Source organism: Streptomyces sp. NPDC093546 (genome assembly GCF_044765045.1).
GTDB lineage: Bacteria > Actinomycetota > Actinomycetes > Streptomycetales > Streptomycetaceae > Streptomyces.
In genome coordinates this window covers 61,746-76,228 of sequence record NZ_JBIWJG010000010.1, presented here as the reverse complement: position 1 = coordinate 76,228, position 14,483 = coordinate 61,746, and the positions used below count along the sequence as shown (strand labels likewise).

Annotated in this window: 15 protein-coding genes and 1 pseudogene; 9 read left to right on the top strand and 7 right to left on the bottom strand. The window is 73.6% G+C overall.

Annotated elements, in window-relative coordinates; genetic code table 11:
* Window positions 1-97: 97 nt before the first annotated feature.
* The 3 genes from ACIRNI_RS21940 to trxA all read left to right on the top strand — a co-directional run bounded on the left by ACIRNI_RS21940 (window position 98) and on the right by trxA (window position 2,736).
* Window positions 98-1,720, top strand: a complete 1,623-nt coding sequence (locus ACIRNI_RS21940; RefSeq protein ID WP_403553422.1) for an alkaline phosphatase D family protein — start codon at window positions 98-100, stop codon at window positions 1,718-1,720.
* Window positions 1,721-1,791: 71 nt separating this feature from the next.
* Window positions 1,792-2,247 carry a hypothetical protein gene (locus ACIRNI_RS21935; RefSeq protein ID WP_403553420.1) on the top strand — a complete coding sequence of 152 codons (456 nt, stop codon included), beginning with the start codon at window positions 1,792-1,794 and terminating at the stop codon, window positions 2,245-2,247.
* A 114-nt stretch (window positions 2,248-2,361) separates the two neighbouring features.
* Window positions 2,362-2,736: a thioredoxin gene (gene trxA, locus ACIRNI_RS21930; RefSeq protein WP_403553418.1), complete on the top strand. Its 375-nt coding sequence runs from the start codon at window positions 2,362-2,364 to the stop codon at window positions 2,734-2,736.
* A 70-nt stretch (window positions 2,737-2,806) separates the two neighbouring features.
* Here trxA and ACIRNI_RS21925 read toward each other — a convergent pair whose 3' ends face one another.
* The 5 genes and pseudogenes from ACIRNI_RS21925 to ACIRNI_RS21905 all read right to left on the bottom strand — a co-directional run bounded on the left by ACIRNI_RS21925 (window position 2,807) and on the right by ACIRNI_RS21905 (window position 5,849).
* Window positions 2,807-3,991: a thiolase family protein gene (locus ACIRNI_RS21925; protein ID WP_403553416.1), complete on the bottom strand. Its 1,185-nt coding sequence runs from the start codon at window positions 3,989-3,991 to the stop codon at window positions 2,807-2,809.
* Window positions 3,992-4,109: 118 nt separating this feature from the next.
* Window positions 4,110-4,379, bottom strand: a complete 270-nt coding sequence (locus tag ACIRNI_RS21920) for a hypothetical protein (protein ID WP_403553414.1) — start codon at window positions 4,377-4,379, stop codon at window positions 4,110-4,112.
* Window positions 4,380-4,416: 37 nt separating this feature from the next.
* Window positions 4,417-4,695 carry a hypothetical protein gene (locus ACIRNI_RS21915; RefSeq protein WP_403553791.1) on the bottom strand — a complete coding sequence of 93 codons (279 nt, stop codon included), beginning with the start codon at window positions 4,693-4,695 and terminating at the stop codon, window positions 4,417-4,419.
* A gap of 3 nt (window positions 4,696-4,698) precedes the next feature.
* Window positions 4,699-4,800, bottom strand: a pseudogene (locus ACIRNI_RS21910) (RecQ family zinc-binding domain-containing protein); the annotation flags it as partial.
* 26 nt (window positions 4,801-4,826) lie between these two features.
* Complete coding sequence (locus ACIRNI_RS21905; protein WP_403553412.1) at window positions 4,827-5,849, bottom strand: LacI family DNA-binding transcriptional regulator; 1,023 nt, start codon at window positions 5,847-5,849, stop codon at window positions 4,827-4,829.
* Between the two features lie 248 nt (window positions 5,850-6,097).
* On the opposite strand from ACIRNI_RS21905, the gene ACIRNI_RS21900 reads away from it, so the two are divergent.
* Both ACIRNI_RS21900 and ACIRNI_RS21895 read left to right on the top strand, forming a co-directional pair.
* Window positions 6,098-7,306 carry an MFS transporter gene (locus tag ACIRNI_RS21900; protein ID WP_403553410.1) on the top strand — a complete coding sequence of 403 codons (1,209 nt, stop codon included), beginning with the start codon at window positions 6,098-6,100 and terminating at the stop codon, window positions 7,304-7,306.
* A 71-nt stretch (window positions 7,307-7,377) separates the two neighbouring features.
* Window positions 7,378-8,076 (top strand): alpha/beta fold hydrolase, encoded by a 699-nt coding sequence (locus ACIRNI_RS21895; RefSeq protein WP_403553408.1) that lies wholly within the window; start codon window positions 7,378-7,380, stop codon window positions 8,074-8,076.
* A 17-nt stretch (window positions 8,077-8,093) separates the two neighbouring features.
* Here ACIRNI_RS21895 and ACIRNI_RS21890 read toward each other — a convergent pair whose 3' ends face one another.
* Complete coding sequence (locus ACIRNI_RS21890) at window positions 8,094-8,894, bottom strand: VOC family protein (RefSeq protein ID WP_403553406.1); 801 nt, start codon at window positions 8,892-8,894, stop codon at window positions 8,094-8,096.
* Window positions 8,895-9,026: 132 nt separating this feature from the next.
* Window positions 9,027-9,866 (bottom strand): TIGR02452 family protein, encoded by an 840-nt coding sequence (locus tag ACIRNI_RS21885; RefSeq protein ID WP_403553404.1) that lies wholly within the window; start codon window positions 9,864-9,866, stop codon window positions 9,027-9,029.
* 134 nt (window positions 9,867-10,000) lie between these two features.
* On the opposite strand from ACIRNI_RS21885, the gene egtA reads away from it, so the two are divergent.
* Genes egtA through egtD form a run of 4 tightly spaced genes read left to right on the top strand, consistent with a single transcriptional unit; the run spans window position 10,001 to window position 14,359 of the window.
* On the top strand, window positions 10,001-11,305 hold the full coding sequence (gene egtA, locus ACIRNI_RS21880) for an ergothioneine biosynthesis glutamate--cysteine ligase EgtA (RefSeq protein WP_403553402.1): 1,305 nt from the start codon (window positions 10,001-10,003) through the stop codon (window positions 11,303-11,305).
* Window positions 11,302-12,621 carry an ergothioneine biosynthesis protein EgtB gene (gene egtB, locus ACIRNI_RS21875; RefSeq protein WP_403553400.1) on the top strand — a complete coding sequence of 440 codons (1,320 nt, stop codon included), beginning with the start codon at window positions 11,302-11,304 and terminating at the stop codon, window positions 12,619-12,621. Before egtA ends, egtB begins: the two co-directional genes overlap by 4 nt.
* Window positions 12,621-13,382, top strand: a complete 762-nt coding sequence (gene egtC / locus ACIRNI_RS21870; protein ID WP_403553398.1) for an ergothioneine biosynthesis protein EgtC — start codon at window positions 12,621-12,623, stop codon at window positions 13,380-13,382. The genes egtB and egtC overlap by 1 nt, the downstream gene beginning before the upstream one ends.
* Entirely contained in the window at window positions 13,379-14,359 is a 981-nt protein-coding gene (gene egtD, locus ACIRNI_RS21865; protein WP_403553396.1) for an L-histidine N(alpha)-methyltransferase, read from the top strand. Before egtC ends, egtD begins: the two co-directional genes overlap by 4 nt.
* Window positions 14,360-14,483 lie beyond the last annotated feature (124 nt).

Genomic DNA, 14,483 nt, shown 5'->3' with positions numbered 1-14,483 from the left:
GACCATACGTCCGGTGGGTGCGGTCAACGGCGCGGGCCGCACACCACCCGGATGGGCAGGCCAAGAACGATCGTGAACCGGGCATATGACGCACCATATGAGAACTCACCTGCCCGAGCTCCGGGTCGCCGCCCAGCGCATCGGCCGCCGCCGGTTCCTCACCGTCGCGGGGGCCGCCGCCGCGTTGGCCTTCACCACCCATCTGCCCGCCGTCGGCGTCGCGAGCGCCGCCGAGCTGGACGCCAGGAAGATCACCAAGGATCCCTTCACGCTGGGCGTCGCCTCCGGCGATCCGCTGCCCGGCTCCGTCCTGCTGTGGACGCGCCTGGCGCCCGCCCCGTACGAAGCGGACGGCGGCCTGCCCGCCGAGCGGGTGGAGGTGGAGTGGGAGGTGGCGTACGACGACCAGTTCTCCTTCGTCGTCCAGCGCGGGACCGCCACCGCGCATCCGGAGTTCGCCCACAGCGTGCACGTGGAGGTGACCGGCCTGCTTTCGGACCGGGTCTACTACTACCGCTTCCGGGCCGGTACCTGGATCAGCCCGGTGGGCCGTACGCGCACGGCGCCGGGGGACTTCGGCTTCGGCACCGAGCTGTCGTTCGCGGCCGTCGCGTGCCAGGCGTACTTCGACGGCTACTACACGGCGTACCGGCATCTCGCGCGTGAGGACGTGGACCTCGTGGTCCACCTGGGGGACTACATCTACGAGTACCCCGTCGACGCGGCGGGCGGCCACCGCCGCTACACCGACCGGCAGCTGCCCGCCCACTTCAACCGGGAGACGGTCACCCTGGAGGACTACCGGCTGCGGTACGCCCTCTACAAGACCGATCCGGACCTCCAGGCCGCGCACGCCGCGCACCCCTTCGTCGTCACCTGGGACGACCACGAGACCGAGAACAACTACGCGGGCGCCGTCCCCGAGAACGACGTGCCGCCCGCCGAGTTCCTGCTGCGCCGGGCCGCCGCCTACCGCGCGTACTGGGAGAACCAGCCCCTGCGGGCCCCGCAGCAGCCCGCCGGCGCCGACATGCGGCTGTACCGGCGGCTGCGCTTCGGCGACCTCGCGCAGTTCGACATCCTCGACACCCGCCAGTACCGCTCCAACCAGGCCTACGGCGACGGCTGGCAGACCCCCGGACCCGAGTCCGAGGACCCCGCCCGCACCATGACCGGCGCCGAACAGGAGCGCTGGCTCCTCGACGGCTGGAAGGACTCCGGCACCATCTGGAACGTCGTCCCCCAGCAGGTCACCTTCGCCCAGCGCCGCAACACTCCCGATGCCGGCTACAAGCTCTCGATGGACACCTGGGACGGCTACCCCGCCTCCCGCAAGCGGATCCTCGACGGGGCGCAGGCCGCCGGGGTGAAGAACCTGATGGTGCTGTCCGGCGACGCGCACGACGCGTACGCCTTCGACCTCAAGGCCGACTTCAACGCCCCGGGCTCCCGGACGATCGGCACGGAGATCGCCACGACGTCCCTCACCAGCGGCCGGGACGGCGTCGACAAGCCGTCCAACTGGGCCGCGCTCACCCAGGCCAACCCGCACATGAAGTTCTACAACGGCCGCCGCGGCTACACGGTGATCACGCTCGGGCTGTTCGACGCCCGGATCAGCTTCAAGACGGTCACCGGAGTCACCACTCCCACCGGAACGCTCTCCACGGCAGGCTCCTTCGTCACCCTGCGGGACAGCCCCGGCCTCCAGTCGGCCTGAGGCGCCGGGGCGTTCATCCGTTCGGACGCATCCGCGGGGCGCCTCACCGCGCCCGGCCGTGCAATGGGGGCATGGGCGTCCACCTCCACTCGTACCGCGCCGCGGCGCGTTCCGCCGCACTGCTCCTGTGCGCGGCCGGTGTCCTCGCCCTCTCCGGGTGCGCGGGCGCCCGCATGTCCCCCGCGGAGCAGGAGCGCGCCGCCACCGACACGCTCTGCGAGGACCTCGGCGTCCTGCGCATGGACGCCGGGAAGCTGGCGGACCTGGGCCTGACGACGACGGGGCTCGACGACGTCAGGGACCTCAGGGACGACGTGGCGCACGCCCTCGACACCGTGACGCAGAGTGCGCAGCGGGTCCGCAAGGCGCGGGCCGACGCGGTGACGGAGGCGTACGACGGGCTCGCGCGGGCCGTCGACGCCCTGCCGCGGGACACGAGCGGCGCCCAGGCCGCCGAGCGGATCAGACCGCAGCTGGAGGCGCTGGACCAGGCCATCGCCGCCTCGCAGGCCTCCGCCAAGTGCTGACGGTATGAGGCGGGCGTGTACGGCGCCACGGCACGGGCAGGCGGAATAGTGCGGGCCCCGGGCACCGTTGTGCGGGGACAGCCATACCGACGGACACCGGGAAGAGGTAGGCACATGAGCACGGTCGAGCTCACCAAGGAGAACTTCGACGAGGTCGTCAGCGACAGCGGTTTCGTTCTGATCGACTTCTGGGCGGAGTGGTGCGGACCCTGCCGGCAGTTCGCCCCGGTGTTCGAGAAGGCGTCCGAGCGCCACGCGGACCTGGTGTTCGCCAAGGTGGACACGGAGGCGCAGCCGGAGCTGGCGGCGGCGTTCGACATCCGGTCGATCCCGACGCTGATGATCGTCCGTGACAATGTCGCCGTCTTCGCCCAGCCAGGGGCGCTACCCGAGGCCGCCCTGGAGGACGTGATCGGACAGGCCCGCGACCTGGACATGGACAAGGTGCGCGCGTCGATCGAGGAAGCGAAGGCCAAGGGGCAGGGCTGACCCGCACCCACCCCTCCCCCGGCCGCACCCGCCCTCCCCCGGTTCCGCCCGGCGTGTCCAGCGGCGGTTTCTAGCGCTCCAGTACGAGGGCCAGGCCCTGGCCCACTCCGATGCACAGGGCCGCGAGGCCGGTCCCGGAGCCCGCGGCCGCGAGCTGGTGGGCGACGGATCCGGCCAGGCGGGCGCCCGAGGCGCCCAGGGGATGGCCGATGGCGATGGCGCCGCCGCGCGGGTTGACGACGGCCGGGTCGAGGTCCGGCCACTCGGCGAGGCAGCCGAGCGACTGCGCGGCGAACGCCTCGTTCAGCTCGAACGTGGTGAGGTCGGCGAAGGTGCGGCCGGCCTTGGTGAGGGCCCGCTGCACCGCCTCCACCGGGCCGAGGCCGAAGAGCTGCGGTTCGATGCCGGTGACGGCCGAGGTGCGGATACGGGCCAGCGGCTCGCGCCCGCAGGCGCGCAGGCCCTCCTCGTCGACGAGCAGCAGGGCCGCGGCGCCGTCGTTGAGCGGCGAGGCGTTACCCGCCGTGACCGTGCCGTCGGGGCGGAACGACGGCTTCAGCTTGGCCAGGGCCTCCATGGACGTGGTGTCGCGGATGCACTCGTCGCGGGTGAGGCCGACGCCGTCGTACGGGACCACCTCGCCGTCGTACAGGCCCTTCGCCCACGCTTCGGCGGCCTTCTGGTGGCTGGCGAGGGCGAAGGCGTCCTGCTGCTCGCGGGTGAGGGCGTGCTTGTCGGCGATCAGCTCGGCGCCCTCGCCGAGGGAGACGGTCCACTCGGCGGGCATCCTCGGGTTGGTCATGCGCCAGCCGAGGGTGGTCGAGTGCAGCTGCTGGTGCCCGGCGGGGAAGGCGCGCTCGGGCTTCTGCAGCACCCAGGGCGCGCGGGACATCGACTCCACGCCGCCCGCCAGGACGACGGAGGCGTCGCCGAGCGCGATGGCGCGGGCGGCCTGGATGACGGCTTCGAGGCCGGAGCCGCACAGGCGGTTGACGGTCACGCCGGGTACGGAGACGGGCAGGCCGGCCAGGAGTACGGCCATGCGGGCGACGTCGCGGTTGTCCTCGCCCGCGCCGTTGGCGTCGCCGAAGTAGACGTCGTCGATCCGGACCGGGTCGAGGGCGGGCGTACGGTCCACGAGCGCCTTGACGACGTGGGCGGCGAGGTCGTCCGGTCGTACGGAGGAGAGGGCTCCCCCGAACTTGCCGATCGGCGTGCGGACGGCGTCGACGATGTAGACGTCGCGGATGCTCATCGGGTCTCTCCCACGTCACCTCGGGTGTTCGCCAGGTGAAGTTCTCTTCATCGCTGGCCTCAGCCGAGTTTCCGTTCCGGACCACCGCCCTGTCAACGCCGGTGCCTCTCGAAGCCCGTCAGAATTCCGTACGGGCGGACACGCGGGCCGACAGGCCGTAGTCCACTTCCGCGCCGTCCACCAGCAGGGCCTCGACCGTGCGGGTCTCCGGGTCGATGTCGGCCTCCATCCCCTCGCCGACGTAGTGGGGGTAGCCGGACACGCCGGTCTCGCCGGTGGCGCGCACCACGGCCGAGCGGAGGGCGACCTCCGCGAGGTGCGCCGCGTCACGGCCTTCGGCGTGCTCGGGGACCAGAAGAATTTCGAAGCGCTGCGGAACGGTGCTCATGCAGGCGACGCTAGAGACGTTCGGCGCCGACCGCACGTCAGCGGTCCCCGGGGGCGGGCGGTGGTTCGAGGACCGACAACAGGTCGTGCTCGTCGACGGTCGCCAGTGACAGGGTGCGGTAGCCCATGGTGTCGAACAGGACGGTGATCCGGTCGGTCTCCTCGTTGAGGACCGTGCCGTCGCCCCACTCCTGATGGCGCACCCGTGCCCCGGTGGGGAAGGGTGACCGCGCCCGGTCCGGCTCCGTGCCGTCGGCTCCCGGGGCGTTCGCGGCCGATGGCGCGTCGGAGGTGTCCGATGCCGCCGTCTCGCACACGTCGCAGTTCCCGCACGGGGCCTCGTAGGGCTCGCCGAAGTAGCCCAGGAGGAACCTGCGGCGGCATCCCGTCGTCTCGGCGTAGGCGCGGAATGCCTCAGCCCGCCGAGACCTGAGTCGCCGGGCACCCCCTAGGTGGACTCGCGGGGGATCACGCGGGCCGCCATCAGGTCGTGCCGCTCGGGGGCCGCGTCGGGGTCGCGGACGATGCGGTCGACGAGCTCGGCCAGGCGCTGGCCGGTCTCCATGGCGACCCTCACCGTGGTCAGCCGGGGCCGCAGCAGCCTGCCGAGGAGGAGGTCGTCGGCGCCGACGAGCGCCGTGTCGCCGGGGACGGCGACGCCCGCGTCCTGGAGGGCCCGCATCAGGAGCATGGCGTACTCGTCGTTGTACGCGAAGACGGCGTCGAGGCCCAGCTCGGCCCAGCGGGCGGCGAGGGCGGCGGCGGACTCCTCGGTGTAGGCGAGCGGAAGCGGCCGGACCTCGGCGCCGGCGCCCGCCGCCGCGGCGCGCACGCCGTCGAGGCGCGGCCCGGAGAACATCTCGAGGCCTGGTTCCTCGGGCACCACCACGCCGATGCGCCGGTAGCCGCGCTCCAGCAGGTGGGCGCCCGCGCACGCGCCCACCTCCCGCTGGTCCATGGCCAGGGTGTGGGCGCCTTCGACGGGCTCGGGGCCCAGCGTGACGACGGCCCGGGCGCCCGAGCGCTTGAGGACGTCGACGCCGTACGGGGTCAGGGCCACCTCCCCGAACGAGACCACGGCGACGGGGCGCAGCTCCGCCCAGGCGCGGGCCGCCTCGTCGCCGTCGAGGCCCGTGCTGCCGTACTGCACGACGGTGTAGTCGAGGTGGCGCAGGGCGGCCTGGAGCTCGCAGAGGAAGCGGCTGTAGAGCGGGCCGACGGGGACCTGCGCGGTGGGCAGCAGCACGATCCGGGTACGGCCGGCGCGCAGGCTGCGGGCGGCGGCGTGCGGGACGTAGCCGAGCTCCTCGGCCGCCTCGCGTACGCGACGGCGGGTCGGTTCGCTGATGCGGACCGCCGCGGTGTTGTTGAGCACGTAGGAGACGGTGGCCCGGGAGACGCCGGCCAGCCGCGCGACATCGGCGCTGGTCGGGACCGGGCGTTCGGCGGGCTGTCGGGGTGTCTGGCTCATCGCTCGCGTCATCTTTCCAGACCGGTCGGCGCGCGGGTCTGGCGGTTGGCCGGAAGAGGGTGCTAGACAGTGGGCCACACACCGCTGACACGTGTCACCACGCCGATGTCATCAGGATAAATCCCCATTCCCTGGAGGGCACTGTGGCCCTTTCCCCGCCTCCACCCCCGCCCCCGTCCCCGTCGTCGTCCCCGTCCTCTTCTCCGGGCGCCGGTGGGTCCGGCGCCGCCGGATCCGCCCCTGCCGACGTGTCGGGTGCGGCGCGCCGGGCGACGCGCGGGCTGCTGCCGCTACTGCTCGTCGGCAACGCGGCGATGTACGCGCTGTACGTCGGGGTCCCCGGCGTACTGCTCGCCCTGCACATCGAGGCCATCGACCCCGCCGGGAAGGTGGCCAACTTCGGCCTGGTCTCCGGCGTCTCGGCGGTCTTCGCGACCGTCTTCAACCCGGTCGCCGGGGCGCTGTCGGACCGCTCCGGCCGCCGCAACCCGTGGATCCTGGCCGGCGGGCTGCTGGCCGTGCCCGTGATGCTGCTGCTCGGGAGCGTGGACACGGTCCTGCTGGTGGCGATCGCCTGGTGTCTGGGCCAGGCGGTGATGAACGTCTACCAGGCCGCCCTCACCTCCGTGGTCCCCGACCGGGTGCCGCTGACCGCGCGGGGCCGGGCCTCGGCCGCCGTCGGGCTGGGACTGCCGGTCGGGACGACCGCCGGTGCCCTGCTCGGAGCGGCGTTCGCCGACGACTACCGCACCGGCTATCTGGTGTTCGGCGTGATCGTGGCGGCGGCTGCCGCGCTCTTCAGCGGGCTGGCTCGCGAGGAGCGGCTGCCCGCGCGTGCGCCGATGCCGGTCCGGGCCCAGGTCGCCGCCTTCGGCAGCGCGCTGCGGGCGCACGACTTCCGCTGGGCGTTCATCGGGCGGGCGCTGCTGATCCTCGGCTACTTCTCGGTCGCCGGTTTCCAGCTTTACATCCTCAAGGACCACACCGTCCTGCCGGCCGGGATGGCGGCGGAGGAGGCGGTGGCGGTCCTGATGCCGGTCAACGCCGTGGCGATGGCCGTCTCCACCGTCCTGGGCGGCTGGCTGTCGGACCGGTTCGACCGGCGCAAGCTGTTCGTTGGCGCCTCGGCCCTGCTGGCATCGATCGCCCTGCTGGTCCCGGCCGTGTCGACGAGCTGGACGGCGATGCTGGTCTTCTCCGTGGTCAACGGCCTCGGCTTCGGCTGCTACATGGCGGTCGACACGGCGCTCGTCACGATGGTGCTGCCGAAGGCGGAGGACGCCGCCCGCGACATGGGCGTGCTCAACGTCGCGAACGCCGGGCCGCAGATCGTGGCGCCGTTCCTCGCCTCGGTGATCGTCTCCGTCGGCAGCGGCTACACGCCGCTCTTCCTCGTCGCCGCCGCACTGTCGGTGCTGGGGGCGCTTGCCGTGCGGCCCATCCGTACCGTGTCCTGACCACTCCCGTCCTGACCACTCATCAAGCTTTCCTTTTCCACCCCGACTCACCTTCGACGAAAGGCTTCACCGTGCGGCTGCACACCACCACGTGGGGCGAGGGCGACCGCGTCGCCCTGCTGATCCACGGCATCATGGCGGACCACCGGACCTGGCGGCGGGTGGGCCCCGCCCTGGCCGACAAGGGCTACCGGGTCATCGCCGTCGACCTGCGGGGGCACGGCGCCAGCGCCCGCGCGGGTTCGTACACCGCGGGGGACTTCGCCGACGACGTCGTCGAGACCCTGCCGGCCGGTGCCGAGCTGGCGATAGGCCACTCGCTGGGCGGGCTGGCGCTGTCGCTCGCCGTGGAGCGGCTCGCGCCGCGGCGCGCGGTCTACTCGGACCCCGCCTGGCACCTGCCGGCCGGTGACGACGGCTACCGGGGCGAGCTCTTCGCGCAGGCCAAGGCCGCGACGCGGGAGCACGTCGCCGCGATGAACCCGCGCTGGGAGGCGGTGGACGTCGACATCGAGCTGGAGACCCTGAAGGTGTGGGACGAGGCCACGGCCTACGGGCTGGAGGCTGTCGCGGGCACGGACCTGCTCCCGGCGCGGCCGGTCGTGCCGTCGCTGGTGACGCTCGCCGACCCGAGCATGCTCGTGTCGGCGGAGCGCGCGGCGCTGCTGGCGGAGCGCGGCTTCGAGGTGCGTACGGTCGCGGGCGCCGGTCACACCATCCACCGGGACGACTTCGACGCCTTCATGGCGGCGCTGGACGGCTGGATCTGAGGCGCCCGTCCCCTCGTTCAGGTCATGGTCGGGTCGCCCTTGATCAGGGCGAACGGTGCGCCGGCCGGATCCGTCAGCATGGCGATCCGGCCGACGCCCGGCACGGTGACCGGCGGCACGAGGGTCGTGGCGCCGAGGCCGGTGGCCGCGCCGTACACCGCGTCGCAGTCGCTCACGCCGAAGTACGGGTGCCATTCGGAGGTGGATCCGGCCAGGATGTTGTCCTTCCCCAGGCGCAGGATGCCGCCCTGTCCCGCGTCGCCCTCCTTCCCGCCGCCCGGCGCGGAGACGACGCTGTAGACGACGCCGTCGCCCATGTCCATGTCCTGGTAGTCCCAGGAGAAGACCGCGCGGTAGAAGTCCTTCGCGGCGTCGGAGTCCGTCGTGTACAGCTCGGTCCAGCACAGGGTCTTGGGCTCCATGACCACGTCCATGCCCGTGATGTCGCCCGGCTGCCACACCGCGAACTCGGCGCCCGTGGGATCGGTGAAGGCGGCCATCCGGCCCGCCGTGAAGACGTCACTCGCCTCGACGCGCACGGAGCCACCGGCCTGCCGTACCGCGTCCATCGTCGCGTCGGCGTCCCGCGTCGCGAAGTACGTCGTCCAGGCGGAGGTCGCGCCCTCTTCCGTCAGGGGGCCGACGCCGCCCACGGTCCGGCCGTCGAGCTGGAGGAAGCCGTAGCCCCCGGAGTCCGGGCCGGCCGACTGGAAGGTCCAGCCGAACACCGCGGAGTAGAAGGCGACGGCGGCGTCGACGTCCGGGGCTCCGAGGTCGATCCAGTTCGGGGCACCGGGCACGTAATCGGTCGTCAGCATGGTGATCCTCCGATGCACGGGTCGTGACGCCACCCGGTCTCCTGCCAGGCCGGGTTCCACGCCGTGATCCAGCATGGCAGGGGGCACTGACAGGCGCCCTCCAACGGCGCCGCGCCGGGGTGTCCGCCCAGGTCAGCGGGGTGACATCAGGTCCGCGAACGTGTCGCGGAACGCGCCCAGCGTGGCGCCCTTCGCCGTCCGGTCGAGCACCGCGAAGACGACCTCCTCGAAGTGCCCCGCGAACCGCCCCTCCCCCGCCAGCAGCGCCCGGAACGCCTCCGCCACCCGCGCCGGGTCGTTGCGGAACACACCGCAGCCCCACGCCCCCAGCACCAGGCGCCGGTAGCCGCCCGCCACCGCCGTCTCCAGCACCCTCTCCGCCCGCGAGGCGAGCGCCGCCGGTATGCGCCCGGCCTCCTCCGGCGTACGGCTGAGGACGACGCCCGCGTTCGGCGCCGGCGACGTCAGGAATCCCACCGTGAACGGGGAGTCCAGCAGGCGGCCGCGGTCGTCGCGGAAGACCGGCACGGCCGGGGAGTGGATCACCCGGTCGGTGTAGAACGGGCTGCGGTCGGCGCGGTGGTGGTCGTAGTACTCGGGGGCACGCAGCAGCGTGGCATGGAGCGCGGAGGCGCGGCAGAGCGCCTCCTCCTGCGCCTGTGCGCCATTGAGGTAGCCGCCCCCGGGGTTGCGCGCGGAGGCGAAGTTCAGGACGGCGACCGGGCGGTCCGGGGCGGCGTCGACGAGGCGGCGCGCGGCCTCCAGGCTGGACTCCCCGGTGGCCTCGAAGCGCGTCGTGCGGTCGGTGCCGGGGGTGACCGGGACGGGCTCGGGGCCGTACATCCGGGTGCCGGCGAGGGCGGCGGCCAGCGCGGGTTCGAGGCTGACCTCGCGGCCCCCGGGGGCGTAGTACCGGCCCGCCGCGACGATCTCTTCGGTCTGCTTCGCGATCCCGCGCAAACGTGCACTCATACCCGGCATCGTCGAAGATCAACCGGACGCGCCGCAAACGCTTTTCCGCGCCCAGCGCATCACCCGGGGGCACTCTTGTGCGAACGGACAGCGGTGGCTTAGGTGGAACGGAAGCCTTCGACAGGAGGAGTCCCATGCCACCGTGCGACCTGGCGGAGAGCGGCACCCCGCTCTCCGAGGACGAAGCCGAGGACCTGTTGCGATGCATCTGTTTCAAGACGGGCCCTCCGCGTACCACCGGAGTCGAACTGGAATGGTTCGTCCATGAACCGCACGTTCCGCAACTCACCATCTCCCCCGACCGGTTGCGCACCGCCTTCACCCGGCTGCGCGCCCTTCCCCTGAGGTCGGCGCTCACCGTCGAACCCGGCGGGCAGCTGGAGCTCAGCTCGCCGCCCGCGGCCTCCCTCATGGAGTGCGTCACCACCGTCTCGGCCGATCTGGCCGCCGTACGCGGCGCGCTCGGCGGCCTCGGCCTCACCCTGGCCGGTTTCGGCACCGATCCCTGGCAGCCGCCGCGCGCCCGGCTGCTGCGCGAGCCGCGGTACGACGCCATGGAGGCCTACCTCGACCGGTCCGGTCCGGCCGGACGGGCCATGATGCGCGACTCGGCCTCCGTGCAGGTCTGCCTCGACGCGGGGCACGAGGAGCCGGGACCGCTCGGTTTCGAGCGGCGCTGGCGGCTGGCGCACGCGCTCGGGCCGGTCCTGGTGGCCGCCTTCGCGAACTCGCCGTCCCTGCACGGCGCCCGGACGGGGTGGCGCTCGACACGGCAGTCGCTGTGGTCGGAGCTCGATCCCGTACGGGGCATGGCGCCGCCCCTCGCCGGGGAGCCGCGCGCCGCGTGGGCCGCGCACGCGCTGGACGCGCCGGTGATGTGCGTCCGGGGCGACGAGGGGCCGTGGGCGGTCCCGGACGGACTGACGTTTCGGCAGTGGCTGCGCGAGGGCCGTCCCAGAGCCGCGACCCGCGCGGACCTCGACTACCACCTGACCACCCTCTTCCCGCCCGTGCGGCCGCGGGGCCACCTCGAACTGCGCATGATCGACGCCCAGTCGGGCGAGGACGGCTGGATCGTCCCGCTCGCCGTCACGGCCGCGCTGCTCGACGACCCGGAGGCCGCCGACGCGGCGTACCGCACGGTCGGCCCCCTGCTGGACGACACGGGACCCGTCGGCCCGCCGCGTGACGCGCTGTGGACCACCGCCGCCCGGGACGGGCTCGCGCATCCGGCGCTGCACGCCGCCGCCGTCTCGTGCTTCACGCTCGCCCTGGAGGCGCTGCCCCGCATCGGGGCCGGCCCGGCCGTACGGGACGCCGTGGCCGCCTTCCACGAGCGCTACGTCGTACGGGGCCGGTGCCCCGCAGACGATCACCTCTCCCCCATGACCGGCACCGGGACCGGCTCCGGCGCCCCCGGGAAGGACGTCCGTACATGACAGACCCCGACACGCTCCGGCGGCGGGCGCTCGACGCGCTGACCACCGCCCGGGCGCGTACCGCGCTGCTCACCGACTGCGTGGACGACGCCGAACTGACCGCGCAGCACTCCCCCTTGATGTCCCCGCTGGTGTGGGACCTGGCGCACATCTCCAACCAGGAGGAGCAGTGGCTGCTGCGGGCCGTCGCCGGCCGGGAGGCGCTGCGCCCCGAGATCGACTCGCTCTACGACGCCTTCGAGCACCCCAGGGCCACCCGCCCCTCGCTGCCGCTGCTCGCCCCGGCCGAGGCGCGCGCGTACGCCGCCGACGTACGCGGCCGGGCCCTGGACGTCCTCGAACGCACCCCGCTGGAGGGGCGGCCGCTCGTCGACGCCGCCTTCGCCTTCGGGATGATCGCCCAGCACGAGCAGCAGCACGACGAGACGATGCTGATCACGCACCAGCTGCGGCGCGGTCCGGCCGCGCTGGACGCCCCCGCGCCGCCGCCGGCGACGGACACGCAGGGGCTGCCCGCCGAAGTGCTGGTGCCGGGCGGGCCGTTCACCATGGGCACCTCGGCCGAGCCGTGGGCGCTGGACAACGAACGCCCCGCCCACGCGCGCGTGGTGCCGGATTTCCTCATCGACACGGTGCCCGTCACCAACGGCGCGTACCTGGCCTTCATCGAGGACGGCGGCTACCGCGAGGAGCGCTGGTGGGCCCCGGAGGGCTGGGCACAGATCCGTGCCCACGACATCGGCGCGCCGCTGTTCTGGCGCCGTGAGGGCGGGCAGTGGCTGCGGCGGCGCTTCGGGGTCGTCGAGCCGGTGCCCGAGGACGAGCCGGTGGTGCACGTCAGCTGGTACGAGGCCGACGCCTACGCCCGCTGGGCGGGCCGGCGGCTGCCGACCGAGGCGGAGTGGGAGAAGGCCGCCCGCCACGACCCGGCCACGGGCCGCTCCCGGCGCTACCCGTGGGGCGACGAGGACCCGACGCCCGCGCACGCCAACCTGGGCCAGCGGCATCTGCGCCCCGCGCCGGCCGGGAGCTATCCGGCCGGGCGGTCACCGCTGGGCGTACGCCAGCTGATCGGCGACGTGTGGGAGTGGACGTCGAGCGACTTCCTGCCGTATCCGGGGTTCGCCGCCTTCCCGTACCGCGAGTACTCGGAGGTGTTCTTCGGCCCGGCGCACAAGGTGCTGCGCGGCGGTTCCTTCGCGGTCGACCCGGTGGCGTGCCGGGGCACCTTCCGCAACTGGGACCTGCCCGTGCGGCGCCAGATCTTCGCCGGGTTCCGGACCGCGCGGGACGTCGTGGGCACGGAGGTGGTCTGATGTGCCGCCATCTCGCCTACCTGGGCCCCGAGGTACCGCTCGGGGACGTGCTCGTGGAGCCGGCGCACGGCCTGTACCGGCAGTCCTGGGCGCCGCGCAGGCAGCGGCACGGGACGGTGAACGCCGACGGTTTCGGTGTCGGCTGGTACGCGGACGGGGGCGCGGACCCGGTGCCCGCCCGCTACCGGCGCGCCGGGCCGATCTGGGCCGACCTGTCGTTCGCCGACCTGGCCCGGGTGGTGCGCAGCGGTGCCCTGCTGGCCGCGGTCCGGGACGCCACCCTGTCGGGCGCCGACGCGGAGGCGGCCGCCGCGCCGTACGCCGCCGACCGGTGGCTGTTCAGCCACAACGGCGCGGTACGGGGCTGGCCCGGCTCCCTCGCGCCCCTGGCGAGGCAGTTGCCGGCCGAGGCGCTGCTGTCCCTGGAGGCCCGGAACGACTCGGCGCTCGTGTGGGCGCTGGTCCTGCACCGGCTGCGCTCCGGGGACGAGCCGTCCGACGCGCTGGCCGCCACGGTGTACGAGGTCGCCGCCGCGGCGCCCGGGTCGCGGCTGAACCTGCTGCTCACGGACGGCGAGACCATCACCGCGACCGCCTGGGGCGACACGCTCTGGTACCTGACCGGCCCCGGCCGGCGCGTGGTCGTGGCCTCGGAGCCGTACGACGACGATCCCCGCTGGCGCGAGGTGCCCGACCTCACCGTGCTGACCGCCACCCGTAGCGACGTATCGCCAACCCCGCTCAAGGAGCCGCCCGCGTGAGCCCGTTCCTGCTGACCCGCACCCTGCCCGAGGACGCCACCGGGGCGGACCTGCGCGCCGACGTCCTGCACGGTCTGACCCGTACGCCGAAGGAGCTGCCGCCGAAGTGGTTCTACGACGCGCGGGGCAGCGAGCTGTTCGAGGAGATCACCCGTCTGCCCGAGTACTACCCCACCCGCGCGGAGCGGGAGATCCTGATCGCGCGGGCCGGTGAGATCGCCGCCGCCACCCGGGCCCGCACCCTGGTGGAGCTCGGTTCCGGTTCGTCCGAGAAGACCCGTCACCTCATCGACGCGCTGCTGCCGGGCCTGGAGGGCTATGTCCCGGTGGACGTCAGCGAGAGCGCGCTGCGGGGCGCGGCCGAGGCGCTGAGCGCGGAGCGGCCCGGGCTCCAGGTGCACGCCCTGGTCGCCGACTTCACCCGGGGGCTCGCCCTGCCGGGCACCCCGGGTCCCCGGCTGGTGGCCTTCCTCGGCGGCACGATCGGCAACCTGCTGCCGGAGGAGCGGGCCGTCTTCCTGCGCTCCGTACGGACGCTGCTCCAGCCCGGCGACGGGCTGCTGCTCGGCACCGACCTGGTCAAGGACGAGGGAACGCTGACCGCGGCGTACGACGACGGGGCGGGGGTGACGGCCGAGTTCAACAAGAACGTGCTGTCCGTGCTCGCCCGGGAGCTGGGCGCGGACGTCGATCCGGACGACTTCGACCACGTGGCCGTGTGGGACCGGGAGCGGGAGTGGATCGAGATGCGGCTGCGGGCGCGCGCGGCGCTGACCGTGAAGATCCCGGAGCTGGACATCGCGGTGCCGTTCGAGGCCGGTGAGGAGCTGCGTACGGAGGTGTCGGCGAAGTTCCGTCAGGAGGGCGTGCGCCGCGAGCTGGCGGGCGCGGGGCTGGAGCTGACGCACTGGTGGACGGACGCGGAGGGGAGGTTCGCGCTGTCGCTTTCGACGCCCGCGGCGGTGACGGAGGCCTGAGCGGCGCGCGCCAGGGAGCGGCGGTCGGGGTGGCGGCCGGCGGGGACCGGGGGCAGGATCCGGATCTCCGCCGTCAGCTCCCGGGCCGCCGCGACCCGCCACAGGGAGGCGGCGAGCGGGTCGT

What these genes read in the sequence shown, in the direction of transcription:
- ACIRNI_RS21940 (WP_403553422.1), top strand. Translation starts at nt 98, where the DNA reads ATGAGAACTCACCTGCCCGAGCTCCGGGTCGCCGCCCAGCGCATCGGC.
- ACIRNI_RS21935 (WP_403553420.1), top strand. Translation starts at nt 1,792, where the DNA reads ATGGGCGTCCACCTCCACTCGTACCGCGCCGCGGCGCGTTCCGCCGCA.
- trxA (WP_403553418.1), top strand. Translation starts at nt 2,362, where the DNA reads ATGAGCACGGTCGAGCTCACCAAGGAGAACTTCGACGAGGTCGTCAGC.
- ACIRNI_RS21925 (WP_403553416.1), bottom strand. Translation starts at nt 3,991, where the DNA reads ATGAGCATCCGCGACGTCTACATCGTCGACGCCGTCCGCACGCCGATC.
- ACIRNI_RS21920 (WP_403553414.1), bottom strand. Translation starts at nt 4,379, where the DNA reads ATGAGCACCGTTCCGCAGCGCTTCGAAATTCTTCTGGTCCCCGAGCAC.
- ACIRNI_RS21905 (WP_403553412.1), bottom strand. Translation starts at nt 5,849, where the DNA reads ATGAGCCAGACACCCCGACAGCCCGCCGAACGCCCGGTCCCGACCAGC.
- ACIRNI_RS21890 (WP_403553406.1), bottom strand. Translation starts at nt 8,894, where the DNA reads ATGCTGACGACCGATTACGTGCCCGGTGCCCCGAACTGGATCGACCTC.
- ACIRNI_RS21885 (WP_403553404.1), bottom strand. Translation starts at nt 9,866, where the DNA reads ATGAGTGCACGTTTGCGCGGGATCGCGAAGCAGACCGAAGAGATCGTC.
- egtA (WP_403553402.1), top strand. Translation starts at nt 10,001, where the DNA reads ATGCCACCGTGCGACCTGGCGGAGAGCGGCACCCCGCTCTCCGAGGAC.
- egtB (WP_403553400.1), top strand. Translation starts at nt 11,302, where the DNA reads ATGACAGACCCCGACACGCTCCGGCGGCGGGCGCTCGACGCGCTGACC.
- egtC (WP_403553398.1), top strand. Translation starts at nt 12,621, where the DNA reads ATGTGCCGCCATCTCGCCTACCTGGGCCCCGAGGTACCGCTCGGGGAC.